Annotated in this window: 12 protein-coding genes; 1 reads left to right on the plus strand and 11 read right to left on the minus strand. The window is 29.9% G+C overall.

What is annotated here, in order from left to right; translation table 11 throughout:
* Positions 1 to 27: 27 nt before the first annotated feature.
* From ptsP to TY07_RS14165, 3 genes are all read right to left on the minus strand, one after another.
* Entirely contained in the window at positions 28 to 1,647 is a 1,620-nt protein-coding gene (ptsP, locus tag TY07_RS14155; RefSeq protein WP_042401423.1) for a phosphoenolpyruvate--protein phosphotransferase, read from the minus strand.
* 307 nt (positions 1,648 to 1,954) lie between these two features.
* Entirely contained in the window at positions 1,955 to 2,989 is a 1,035-nt protein-coding gene (locus tag TY07_RS14160) for a ribonucleotide-diphosphate reductase subunit beta (RefSeq protein ID WP_042401425.1), read from the minus strand.
* A gap of 84 nt (positions 2,990 to 3,073) precedes the next feature.
* Positions 3,074 to 5,287, minus strand: a complete 2,214-nt coding sequence (locus TY07_RS14165) for a ribonucleoside-diphosphate reductase subunit alpha (protein ID WP_423752216.1) — start codon at positions 5,285 to 5,287, stop codon at positions 3,074 to 3,076.
* A 335-nt stretch (positions 5,288 to 5,622) separates the two neighbouring features.
* On the opposite strand from TY07_RS14165, the gene TY07_RS14170 reads away from it, so the two are divergent.
* Positions 5,623 to 6,480: a YitT family protein gene (locus TY07_RS14170; RefSeq protein ID WP_042401431.1), complete on the plus strand. Its 858-nt coding sequence runs from the start codon at positions 5,623 to 5,625 to the stop codon at positions 6,478 to 6,480.
* Between the two features lie 249 nt (positions 6,481 to 6,729).
* Here the strand turns inward: TY07_RS14170 and TY07_RS14175 are convergent, their stop codons facing one another.
* The 8 genes from TY07_RS14175 to TY07_RS14210 all read right to left on the minus strand — a co-directional run bounded on the left by TY07_RS14175 (position 6,730) and on the right by TY07_RS14210 (position 13,695).
* Positions 6,730 to 7,284: a Fe-S-containing hydro-lyase gene (locus TY07_RS14175; protein WP_042401432.1), complete on the minus strand. Its 555-nt coding sequence runs from the start codon at positions 7,282 to 7,284 to the stop codon at positions 6,730 to 6,732.
* Between the two features lie 11 nt (positions 7,285 to 7,295).
* Complete coding sequence (locus TY07_RS14180; protein ID WP_042401435.1) at positions 7,296 to 8,138, minus strand: fumarate hydratase; 843 nt, start codon at positions 8,136 to 8,138, stop codon at positions 7,296 to 7,298.
* 159 nt (positions 8,139 to 8,297) lie between these two features.
* Entirely contained in the window at positions 8,298 to 8,993 is a 696-nt protein-coding gene (gene cwlD, locus TY07_RS14185; protein WP_042401439.1) for an N-acetylmuramoyl-L-alanine amidase CwlD, read from the minus strand.
* 94 nt (positions 8,994 to 9,087) lie between these two features.
* Positions 9,088 to 10,701 (minus strand): Na/Pi cotransporter family protein, encoded by a 1,614-nt coding sequence (locus TY07_RS14190; protein ID WP_042401444.1) that lies wholly within the window; start codon positions 10,699 to 10,701, stop codon positions 9,088 to 9,090.
* Between the two features lie 418 nt (positions 10,702 to 11,119).
* Entirely contained in the window at positions 11,120 to 11,512 is a 393-nt protein-coding gene (gene rpsI / locus TY07_RS14195; RefSeq protein ID WP_042401449.1) for a 30S ribosomal protein S9, read from the minus strand.
* Positions 11,513 to 11,538: 26 nt separating this feature from the next.
* The gene (rplM, locus tag TY07_RS14200) at positions 11,539 to 11,973 is read right to left on the minus strand and encodes a 50S ribosomal protein L13 (RefSeq protein ID WP_042401459.1); all 435 of its coding nucleotides are present in this window, start codon (positions 11,971 to 11,973) and stop codon (positions 11,539 to 11,541) included.
* Positions 11,974 to 12,137: 164 nt separating this feature from the next.
* Positions 12,138 to 12,872, minus strand: coding sequence for a tRNA pseudouridine(38-40) synthase TruA (gene truA / locus TY07_RS14205; protein WP_042401463.1), 735 nt, complete (start codon positions 12,870 to 12,872; stop codon positions 12,138 to 12,140).
* 25 nt (positions 12,873 to 12,897) lie between these two features.
* Positions 12,898 to 13,695, minus strand: coding sequence for an energy-coupling factor transporter transmembrane component T family protein (locus TY07_RS14210; RefSeq protein ID WP_042401466.1), 798 nt, complete (start codon positions 13,693 to 13,695; stop codon positions 12,898 to 12,900).

Consider the following 13,695-nt stretch of genomic DNA (forward strand, 5'->3'; position numbering starts at 1 on the left):
TCACTAATGCGATTCTCTTTTTTTATATTATTCTTGGTCTAATATTATTTTCTTAGCTCCTAAGATTGATGTAGCACTCATTGAGAACTCATCTAATCCATATTCAACTAATGTAGGTATAGCAGCTTCATCTCCTGCCATTTCTCCACACATTCCAACCCATTTACCGTGCTTGTGAGCTCCATCAATAGTCATCTTTATTAATCTTAATACAGCTGGGTGCATTGGATTATAAAGGTATGATACTTTTTCACTCATTCTGTCAGCAGCTAATGTGTATTGGATTAAGTCATTAGTTCCGATTGAGAAGAAGTCAACATACTTAGCTAATTCATCAGCCATAACTGCTGCTGCTGGAATTTCAACCATGATACCCCATTGAGTAGTTTCTGAAGTTTTAATTCCTTCAGCATGTAATTCTGCTCTACATTCTTCAACGAATTCTTTAGCAGCTTGGAATTCTTCTAATCCAGAAATCATTGGGAACATAACACAAAGGTTTCCGTAAACAGAAGCTCTTAATAAAGCTCTGATTTGAACTCTGAATATATCTTTTCTATCTAAGCATAATCTGATAGCTCTGTATCCTAAGAATGGATTCATTTCTTCAGGTAATGGTAAGTAAGGTAATACCTTATCTCCACCGATATCTAATGTTCTTATAACAACTTGCTTACCGTTAGCTTTTTCTAAAACAGTTTTGTAAGCATTGAATTGTTCTTCTTCAGTTGGAGCTTGGTCTCTGTCCATGTATAAGAATTCAGTTCTGAATAATCCTACACCGTCTCCACCGTTAGCTAAAACTTGATCTATATCTTCTGGCTTACCGATGTTACCGCAAACTTCAACTCTCTTACCAGATTTAGTTACAGTTTTAACTTCGATAAGTTTCTTTAATTCTTCTTGTTCTGCTGCAAAAGCTTCTTTCTTAGCTTTGTATTCAGCAACTACTTCTTCAGATGGGTTGATTATAGCAATACCTTCGATACCGTCAACTATTACTAAATCACCATTTTTAACAGTTGTAGTTATATCTCCTAAACCAACAACAGCAGGAATTTCTAATGTTCTAGCCATGATAGCTGAGTGAGAAGTTCTTCCTCCGATGTTTGTTAAGAAACCACAAACCTTTGATCTATCTAATTGAGCTGTATCTGATGGAGTTAAATCGTGAGCTACAACTACTGTATTTTCTTCAGTTATAGCAAATGCACTTCCACCTTTTCCTGCTAAGTTAGAGATGATTCTCTTAGAAACGTCTTTAATATCAGCAGCTCTTTCTCTCATATAATCATTGTCCATTGATTCGAAAATCATAACAAATGTATCTGTTACATTTTGAACAGCTTTCATAGCGTTTAAGCTATCATTTTCAACTGTCATTTCCATTTGACCAGTAAATTCTGGGTCATCTAATAGTGTTAAGTGAGCTTCGAAAACAGCCGCTTCGTGTTCACCTATTTCAGCAAGTGTTTTTTCCTTTATTGCTGTTAATTGTTGTTTTGATGCTTCTAATGCAACATTTAATTTTTCTTTTTCTGCAGCTACGTCTTCAACTTTAGCATCGTTAATAACTATTTCTTCATGTTCTTGAATAAATACTTTACCTATAGCGTAACCTTTTGATGCAGCGATACCTTTTTTCATATAAATTCCTCCTACACTTAAGCATAAATTTAATACTATTATTAAAATTATTGTTATACTTTAAGCCACTATAATATTTCTATTACAATTTAATGACCTATTATATACTGTTGAAAATTTGTAAGATAAATCTATCCCATTTTAAATTTATCTTATTTAAACTTAATACGACCATGAGTATTATAACATATTTTAAATAACGTTATCATTAATTTTTTTAAATTTTATCTTTGTGTGGAAGCATTCTCCTAAAAAAATATAGAATTTATTTATTATTTCAAGAAAAATCATTCGCTATACGTATAATTTATAAATCATCAACTAAAACACTAGCCTTGGCATAAGCTGTTGATTTAGCCTCAAAGAAGTCTGTTTTAACAGTATTAGCATTTGATAATGAATCAACCCATGGAGCTGGATTTTTATCGTATCCTTCAAATAAAGGTTCTAATCCTATTTCTTTTAGTCTTTTATTTCCTAAATACTTAATGTATGAATCAATTAGATTTTTATTAATTCCTTGTATGTTTTCTCCAATAACATAATTTCCCCAATTAATCTCATGTTCAACTCCAATTTTCATCATAAGTCTTAATTCTTCAACAAACTCTTTAGTAAATATTTCTGCCTCTTCTTTTTGAAGTTCTCGAATTAAACTTCTAAATAACCATAAATGTGTATTTTCATCTCTATTTATATAACGAATTTCTTGAGCTGAACCTGGCATCTTCCCGTTTCTTTCAAGGTTATAAAAGAACATAAATCCAGAATAAAAATAAATTCCTTCCAATATGAAGTTAGCCATAATAGTTCTTATAAGATTTTCTTCAGTTGGATTTTCTAAAAATTTATTATATTGCTCTCCAATAAACTTATTTCTTTCTAGAAGAACTTTGTCATCTTTCCATTGATAAAGAATTTCATTTCTTTTTTCTGGTGAACAAATTGTATCAAGCATATAGCTATAGCTTTGTGAATGTACAGCCTCCTGGAATGCTTGAATAGTTAAACATAAATTGATTTCACTAGCAGTTACATAATTATTTATATTGCTCAAATTAGCTGTTTGTATTGAATCTAAGAATATTAAAAATGATAATATCTTATCATATGCCATTCTTTCGTTATTATCTAACTTTCCATAATCCTTTAAATCCTGAGAAAGATTAATTTCTTCTGGAATCCAAAAATTATTCATTGCCTGTCTGTACCAATCTGATGCCCATTTATATTTCATATTATTAAAGTCATTTAAGTTAGTGGTATTTCCATTTATCATTTTTTTCTTACTAACTTCAATATCACCATTTTCATTAAATAAAGGCTTTTTCCTTATCTCCATTTCTTTTCTCCCGCTCTTAACTTAGTATGTCTCAAAAGCATTAATCCTCTACACAATTAATACTTTTGAGATAATAATCAATTTTTATGCAGAACAGCTTTCACATTCTGCAACTTCTAATGACTTAGATCTTACATAATAAATAGATTTAACTCCGCACTTACATGCTGTTATATATAAATTCATTATTTGTCTCATTGTATATTCTGTTGTTATATATAAATTAAATGATTGACCTTGGTCTATATGTCTTTGTCTAATTCCATTTATCTTTATACAAAGCTGTTGATCTATATTATAAGCTGAATTATAGTACCAGAAATTCTCCCAACTTAAATTTGGAGCTGTTTTTGGAACAATACTTCCCTTCTTTTCTTCTAGCCAGAATCTTGCCATAACAGGATCTACTCCCTCTGATGTTCCAGCTATTGTTGCTGTAGAACCATTTGGAGCAACTGCAAATAAGTATCCGTTTCTTAATCCGTATTTTCTTACATCACTTTTTAAGTCATTCCATTTGTCTGAATCATAATTTCTTAAGCTAAAATACTCTCCATTTTGCCAATCTGAACCATCGAAACATGAGTATGCTCCTTTTTCTTTAGCTATTTTCATACTTGCTTTAATTGCATAATAATTTATTTTTTCATAAACCTTATCTGCAAACTCTAAATGTTTTTCTTCATTCCAGTGAATTTTATTATTTGCAAGCATATGATGGTATCCACTAGTTCCTAATCCTATTGCTCTATATTTTTTATTAGTAACTTCAGCAAAAGGTACTGAGTAGTAATTTAGATCTATTACATTATCCATAGCTCTTATTTGAGTTTCAACTACATATTCCACATCTTCATCGTTATTTACGTCAACATTTCCTAATACTATTGATGAAAGATTACAAACTACAAAATCCCCTGCCTTAGTTTTTTCAACTATAATAGTATCTCCATTGTCATCTGTTATTGTTGTATTTTGAATATCCATAGGACTCATATTTTGCATTATTTCTGTACATAAATTAGAAGAGTAAATCATTCCTGCATGTTTGTTAGGATTCATTTTATTTACTGTATCTCTGTAGAAAGCAAAAGGTGTTCCTGTTTCTGCAGCACTTTTAATAATCAATCTAACTATATCCTTAACAGACATTACCCTTTTATCAATTCTGTCATCATTAACACAATCATAATATCTTTTTTCCCATTCTTCCCCATAGTAATCTTCTAAAGAATATCCCTTAATGGATTTAATCTCATGAGGACACATCATGTACCAATTAGCGTCTATATTCTCTTCTGCTAATCTCCAGAATAAATCTGGATAACAAAGCCCTGGGAAAATATCGTGCGCTTTCTTTCTATCATCACCATTATTAGTTCTTAATTGTAAAAACTCTGGTACTTCTTTATGCCAAGCATCAAGCCATATTGCAACTGATCCATTTCTTACTCCCAATTGGTCAACTGCTACTGCCGTATCATTAAATAGCTTTATCCATGGAATTACTCCACCTGATGCTCCTTTAAAACCTCTTATCGCTGATCCTATAGCTCTTATCTTACCTATATAAATTCCCATTCCTCCACCGAACTTTGATACTTCTGCAAAGTTATCTAAAGATTTATATATTCCTTTTAAGCTATCCTCTACTGTATCAATAAAACATGAACTTAATTGATAAAATGGCTTTCTAGCATTTGACATAGTAGGTGTTGCCATAGTTGCTTTAAGTGAGCTTAAAACATCATAAAACCTCTTTGCCCACACTAATCTATTTTGTTTATCCTCTGGAATTGCTAAATGCATTGCTATTCCCATAAACATTTGTTGTGGAAGCTCAAGAGGTTTTCTATTATAGTCTTGAATAAGATATCTTTTTGTTAATAAATCTATACCACTATAAGTGAATATATAATCTCTTTCAGGCTTTATCTCTTTTTCCAATTCCTCAATTTCTTCTTTAGTATAATTTTCTAAAATATACTTTCCATATAATTTCTTATCAGTCATTTCAGAAATAAATTCATAATAATTACTATATGGCTTATCTTGTACTTCTCTTCCTCTATTTCTTTTTACTTCATCATATAATCTATCTACATATAATTTCGATGCAACATACTGCCACTTTGGCTCTTGTTCAGTAGTTAGCTCTAATGCTATTTGAATTACAGAATTTCTAACTTCCTCTTCATTCATTGACTCTCTTATTATATTTTTACACCCATCAATTAGCTTCTCTTTTACATAAATTCCTTGTAAATCATCTATTTCACTAACTGCTTTTTTACAAATACTTTCTAAATTAACCACGTTTGCTCCTCCACTATATATAGTATATTTTATTCTTCTCTACACAATATATCGTAATTATAATCTTACTATTTATTATTGTAAAATAACTTATAAAGCAAAAAAACTAAAAAAAAAGACTTATCTTTTCAATTTCTTCAATTTCCTTTAATAATCTATAATGATTATTAATCAATAATTACTTTCCATATATTTATCATTTTTTTATTTATTATTATTATGTTACATATATTTAAAATAAATTACTTAACATAGCTATATTTTTAATATATAATCTTTATGAAAACTATCGATATATTAATACAGAGGTATTTTTTATGAAAGATTTATTTAAAAGTAAAAGTTTTTACATTGACGTTGTAGTAATTATTTTAGGATGTTTTATTTCTTCATTAGGAGTTAATCTATTCCTATCTAATGCTAAGCTTCTAAGTGGTGGAGTTACTGGTATAGCACTAATTCTGCAATATTTATTTAATGTTCCATCAGGAATAACAGTTTTTCTACTTAACATCCCCCTATTTTTTGTAAGTTATAAATTCTTAAGCAAGCGCTTTACTATTTACACTGCAATAGGTATGATTTCATTTTCAACTGCATTAATGATAACTAAACCTTTATCTAACTTAGTTCAAGTTGATGATATGTTATTATATTGTATTTATGGTGGAGTTTTAAGTGGAATTGGCTATGGATTAGTATTTTATAGAAATGGTTCTATTGGTGGTACTGATATTATTACTATGGTTATTAGAAAAAAATATTCAAACTTTGATATCGGAAAAGTTGGATTTGGATTTAACTTAATTATAGTTGGTATTTCAGTTTTCATATTTGGACTACCTAGAGCTCTATACACATTAATATCACTATTCATTACCAGCACACTTTTAGATAAAGTACTAAATGGTTTTACTAGTAAAAAACTTCTTCTTATTTTAACTGAAAAGGAAAATGATATTATTAATTACGTAATAAAAGATATGCATCGTGGTGTTACTGCTCTTATGGCTGAGGGTGGATATACTAGAGATAAGAAAAAGCTATTATATGTTGCAGTTACAACATCTCAAATGATTAGCTTAAAAACTAAAATATTAAGAGTTGATCCAAAAGCTTTTATTACTATAATAGATGTATCTGAAGTTAAAGGAAAAGGCTTCGCAACAATTTAGTTACTACGTGTAATATCAAAAAAGAAAGATTATATCGTAGGGAATATTTCACTAATTCCCGAAGAGATAATCTTTCTTTTTTCTTTATCCATGTAATAACTAATTCACAAACTTTTAACCTAAAATTGAATGTAATAACTAATTCACAAACTTTTAACCTAAAATTGAGTTAATGTTTTTGCTGATAAATAATATTTCAATATTCTTAGAAAAGTAGACTATGCAACATTTTCTATTTACCCTAATACTTTAAATACTTTCTAAGTATTCTTTTTTTCCTATTTCGTATAGGTTATTTCCTTCTGTGTCTATTATAACAACTAATGGCATGTCTTTTACTTCTAGCTTTCTTATTGCTTCTGCTCCTAAATCATCATAAGCTATTACTTCTGACGACTTTATGCATTTACTTATTAATGCACCCGCTCCACCTATTGCTCCAAAGTATATTGCATTATTTCTTTTTATTGCACTTATAACTTCTTCATTTCTTGCACCCTTACCTATCATGCCCTTTAAACCTAAATCTAATAGCCTTGGTGCATAACTATCCATTCTATAACTAGTTGTCGGTCCAGCCGAACCTATAACCTCTCCTGGCTTTTCTGGAGTAGGTCCTACATAATATATAACTTCACCATTAATATTTAAAGGTAACTCTTTTCCTTCATCTAGTAAATTTATTAATCTTCCATGAGCTGCATCTCTAGCAGTATAAACTATTCCTGATAATAATATGCTATCTCCAGCTCTTAATGTTTTCGATATTTCTTCAGTTAAAGGAGTTGATATCTTCTTTTCCATTTTAAATCCTCCTACAGTTCTCTTTCTTTATGTCTTGTTGCATGACAATTGATATTAACTGCTACAGGCAAACCTGCTATATGAGTTGGATATGTTTCTATATTTAACCCTAAAGCTGTAGTTTTTCCACCAAAGCCCTGTGGCCCTATTCCTAATTTATTAATATTAGCTAAAAGCTCCTCTTCTAAATCACTATAAAACTTATCTTCATTTCTTTTATCTAATGGTCTTATTAATGCTTTTTTAGCCAGATAAGCAGCCTTATCAAAAGTTCCTCCAATTCCCACTCCTATTACTATAGGTGGACATGGATTTGGTCCTGCAAGCTTTACGGTCTCAATTATAAAATCTTTAACTCCTTGTAATCCATCTGATGGTTTAAGCATTTTGATTCTACTCATATTTTCAGATCCAAACCCCTTAGGAGCAACTGTTATTTTTATTTTATCACCAGCCACCATATTATAATAAATAATTGCTGGTGTATTATCTTTTGTATTAATTCTATTAATAGGGTCTTTAACTACTGACTTTCTTAAAAAGCCCTCTTCATAACCCCTTCTGACACCTTCATTTATAGCATCATCTAATAAGCCCCCAACAATATGTACATCTTGTCCTATATCAATAAAAATACAAGCCATTCCAGTATCCTGACATATTGGCATATTTTCATTTTTAGCTATATCAGAATTCAATATTATTTGATCTAATATATTTTCTGCTAATGGCCAAGTTTCATTTTCTTTTGCATTGCATAATGCTCTTTTTACATCATTTGATAAATAATAATTTGCTTCAATACAAAGTTCTTTTACTGTATCAATAATTTTTGATATATGTATTTCTCTCATTTAAGAACCTCCCCTTCCTGTATATATGAATAGTTTATTATTTTTAGATAAATTTTACAACTAAAACCTAAAATAGATTCTATTTATAAAAAAAGCAAAAAAGTTAGCAGCTAATATAAAAATTAACTACTAACTCCTAAATTTCCTGGGAAATTTCTATTATTCTGCACCTTTTTCAGAATTACCATCAAAATATTTATCAATACCATCAGATATTCCTTTTACAATTAATTCTTGATGCGCATCAGTTTTTAACTCTTGTTCTTCTGTTGGATTTGATAAAAAACCACATTCCACTATTATTGAAGCACCTTCATATTTATCTCTTAATATTAAATAAGCTTCTCCTGCTGGCTTAGCAACTCTTTTATTATTATCATTAACTGTTTCTTTAATAGATTCTTGAACTTTAGTTGCTAGTTCATAACTCTTTTCATTTGATGCATACCACACTTGTGCGCCATAACATTTGCTTTGTGGAAACATATTTTGATGTATTGAAACAAATATATCGCAATTTGTTTCTGTCTTTAATGAAACCCTCTTCTTCAAATCTTCCCTTTTTTTCTCTTTTACAGTTTTTCCTTCTTGATAAAGACCTTCATCACTTTCTCTGGTCATACAAACTTTATAACCTTTTTCCTCTAAGTTATCTCTAAGTTTTAATGCTATTTGTAAATTTATATCCTTTTCTATTGTTCCTGATTGTGATTTTGCACCACCATCAATTCCACCATGTCCTGGATCAATTAAAATTATTTTTTGTGATTCATCCTCTTTTACCGTTGCATAAGCTGGAGTAATTAAACTCGTAAGTATTAAGCAAGTAAAAATAGCAACAATAATTTTTTTCATAACACATCCTCCATTATGTTAATCTTGTTTTTATTTTGTTTAATTTTATAACTATTTATTCAAAATAAAAAAAAGAGCGATTTCTCGCTCTTTCTTAATTATTGTTTTCAACTACTATTTCTGCAATATTTGTTGAATGGTCACCTATTCTTTCTAGATTACTTAATAAATCAAGGAATATTGCACCAGCATATGCATTACAAGTACCTTCATGTAATCTCTTAATATGTAGGTCTCTGTATCTCTTATGCATCTTATCTATTTCAGCTTCAACATTTGTTATTTCTTTTGCTTTTGCTGAATCTCTATCAGAATAACTTTCTATTGATATATCTAATGCCTTTAAAGTACTTTGATACATATTTGTTATTTCATCAATAGCTTCATCACTATAGCTTAATTTTTTATTAATCTTTTGAACAGTTAAATCTGCTAAGTTTTCTGCATGATCTCCTATTCTCTCAATATCATTAACTATATGGAATGTAGATGCAACTATATTCTTTTCTTTATCAGATAATTCACATTTAGAAAGCTTAACTAAATAATTTGTTATGCATTCTTCAAGGTTATTAATTATCTCTTCATTTTCATATACTTTTTCAGCTAAGTTTTCATCATTTTTCATAAATGCATCCATAGCTAATTCTAAACTTAATTTTGCCTTATTAGACATTCTTATAGTTTCTTTAACAACTTGTCCAGCCGCAATTACTGGAGTTTCTAATAATCTATCATCTATATATTTAGGTCCTACCTTTTCGTCATCTTCACCTGGTATTATTCTCTCAACTATTTTACATAATATAGGTATTAAAGGAACCATTATTAAAGTATTCACTACATTAAATATTGTATGTGCATTTGCAATTTGTCTATTTACATCTGTAGTGAAATATGAAACAAAGTTACCTAAGAACCCTGGTACTATTATTGGTAAGAATATTATAGTACCAACTACATTGAATATTAAATGCAACATAGCCGCTCTATGAGCAGTTTTATTAGTTCCAACAGTTGCAAGCATTGCTGTTATACAAGTACCAATATTACATCCCATTATTATTGGAAGTGCTTGGTTAATATTTAATGCTCCTGCTGTTGCTAAAGCTACAAGTATACCTGTAGTCGCAGATGAACTTTGAAGTACTGCTGTAATTAATGCCCCTGCTATTACACCTAAATACCAGTGTGATCCTACTGTTGTAAGTATTTCTTGGAACATTGGAGATGATGTCAATGGTTTCATTGCTCCACTCATAGTTCCCATACCAACAAATAAAATACCAAATCCAAGTATTATGTTACCAATTTCTCTTCTCTTTTTGCCCTTAACAAACATTACCATCATAGCACCAACAAAAACAAAAATTGGTGCAATATTATCTAATTTAAAAGCAACTAATTGCGCCGTAACGGTTGTTCCAATATTTGCCCCCATTATAATTCCAGCCGCTTGTGCTAAATTCATTAATCCAGCATTAACAAATCCAACCACCATAACAGTTGTAGCACTACTACTTTGAATTACCATAGTTACTACAGCTCCGACAATAACTCCAATTATAGGATTTTTAGTTACTTTTTCAAGTATCTTTTTTAATCCTTCTCCGGCAGCATTTTCAAGACCATCTCCCATTAACTTCATACCGTAGATAAATAGTCCTAATCCACCTAGTAATTTAACAATAGTTAATATCGTATCCAAGATAATTTCTCCTTCACTCTTGTATATTTTATGTATATTAATAAAAGTTTCACCTCGTTAAGTTTACAATAAAATTTAACATTTGTTAATAGATTTCAACATTTTTTAACATAGATTTAATATTATTCTTTTTAATTTTATGATAGATATTTCATTAATATATATTGATAAACTTTATTTAATTAAAATAAAAAGTAATCATACTAACTATTTACTATTAGTTATGATTACTTTGCTAAACATACAGATTATTTATATTTATATTTATATTTTTACTTAATTTCCTCTAATTTTGATTTAATATTATATTTATAATTAAGTCATTACTTAATATTATAGCACCTTATAAGCAATTTCTCTTTTAATAATATTATTTCACATAAAAAAAAGAGAGGTATAAAACCTCTCTGATAAAATACTATCTCTTAGAGAATTGTGGTGCTCTTCTAGCTTTCTTAAGACCGTATTTCTTTCTTTCTTTCATTCTTGGGTCTCTTGTTACGAAACCAGCTTTCTTTAATTCAGATTTTAAGTTTTCATCTGATTTAATTAAAGCTCTTGTAATTCCGTGTCTGATAGCTCCAGCTTGACCTGTGAATCCACCACCGTGAACGTTAACTAAAACGTCGAACTTATCCTTAGTTCCAGTTAAAACTAATGGTTGGTTAACTATCATTCTTAAAGTTTCTAAACCGAAGTAAGTTTCGATTTCTCTATTATTGATAACAACTTTACCGTTTCCTGGTACAAGTCTAACTCTTGCGATTGATTTTTTTCTTCTTCCAGTACCCATGTATTGAACTTTTGCCATTTTTTATTCCTCCTCCCGAGCTTGTATTAGTACTTTAATTCAAGTACTTCTGGTTGTTGAGCTGCATGTTCGTGCTCAGCACCTTGGTATACTTTTAACTTCTTAAGCATTTTTCTTCCTAATACTCCTGTTGGAAGCATTCTTCTAACTGCTTCTTCGAAAGCGAATTCAGGTTTCTTAGCTAATACTTCTCTGTATGGAGTTTCTTTTAATCCACCTGGATATAAGCTGTGCTTTCTCATCATTTTTTGATCTAACTTCTTACCAGTTAAAACAACTTTTTCTGCATTGATAACTATAACGAAATCTCCGCAATCAACATTTGGTGTAAATGTTGGCTTATTCTTTCCTCTTAATATTGAAGCAACTTGGCTAGCAACTCTTCCTAGTGGCTTACCAGCAGCGTCAACAACATACCATTTTCTTTCAACTTCTTGTGCTTTTGCAATGTATGATTTCATGTGTTTTCCCTCCCTGAACTTACATTTATCGTTATACTTCATTATGTATAACATTTATGTCAAGACCTCGGGGCTCGTGGCCTTACGTACATAAATTATTCTAACAAACAAAATAAATTATAATACACGGATGCGGGTGTGTCAATATTTTTTGTAAATATTTTTTAATAATACACCTCTTTTAAAAATAGTCCATGAGGAGGCACGCAATCTCCTGCTAAAGTTCTATCTTTTTGATTTATTATATCTGATATTGACACAGCATCTGTTTTTCCCCTACCAACGTTTATTAGAGTCCCAACTATTATTCTAACCATATTATATAAAAAACCATCACCACTTACAGAAATTTTTATAACTTTCTCTTCTTTTTCTACTTTTACATCAAAAATAGTTCTAACAGTACCCTTTACAGAACTTCCTTGTGTCTTAAAAGCAGCAAAATCATGTGTACCGATAAACTGCTTTGCAGCAATTTTCATAGCATCTATATCAAGATCATATTTGTAATGGTACATTTGATTTCTCATTAATGCAGAAGGTACTTCAGAATTTAATATATAATACTCATATGTCTTACCCTTTGCACAATATCTTGCGTGAAAATCATCTTCTACCTGTTCTGATTTTATTATTACTATATCCTCAGGCAATTTAACGTTTAGTGCCTCTCTAAACTTAGCAGGAGGCACTTTACTATTAGTTTTAAAATTAGCAACAAATCCTTTTGCATGAACACCAGCATCAGTTCTCGAGCTTCCTGTTACTTCACAATACTCCTTAGTAACAAGCTCGATAGCCTCTTCAATCTCCCCTTGTATTGTTTTAAGCTCCTTTTGCTTTTGCCATCCATAATAATTTGTTCCATCATATTCTAAGGTTAATTTAATATTATTCAACATATCACCTTTTCAATTAAATTTATTACATTGCAAATCTAACAATGAGTGTACTAGTTAATAATAAAGCAAATACACCAAATGCAATGAAATCTTTAGAAGTAAACTTTAGAACTTTCATTCTAGTTCTTCCAGCTCCCCCTCTATAACATCTTGCTTCCATGGCCATAGCAAGTTCATCCGCTCTTCTAAATGAACTAATAAATAACGGTACTAAAAGTGGAATTAAACTCTTAGCCTTCTGTATTAATCCACCACTTTCAAAATCAGCACCCCTAGCTTTTTGTGCTTTCATAATTTTATCAGTTTCATCAATAAGAGTAGGTATAAATCTTAATGCAATAGTCATCATCATAGCTAATTCATGAGCCATTTCTTTACCTATTGGCCTTAATAATCTTTCTATTCCATCTGTTAATTCTATTGGGGATGTAGTTAATGTTAATACAGATGTCCCCATAATAAGAAGTATTAATCTTATTGCCATAAATAATGCAGTTTTTATTCCCGATTCATAAATTTTTATAAATCCAAGTTCAAAAAGTAATCTTCCCTCTCTAAGCATAAAAATATTTAAAATTGCAGTTAATGCTATTAATAAAAATACCGGCTTTAATCCCTTATACAGATATCTAGGAGATATTTTAGCTACATAAACAACTAATGCCAAGAAAGCAACAATAAAAACATATCCAACAAATTTATCTACAATAAATAAGCTAATTATAAATAAAAATGCTATTAATATCTTCGTTCTAGGATCTAGTTTATGTATAAAAGATTCACCTGGTATATACTGACCTATAGTTATATCTTTAATCAT

The organism is Clostridium saudiense (genome assembly GCF_000577815.1).
In the GTDB taxonomy this organism is placed as follows: Bacteria; Bacillota; Clostridia; order Clostridiales; family Clostridiaceae; genus Clostridium; species Clostridium saudiense.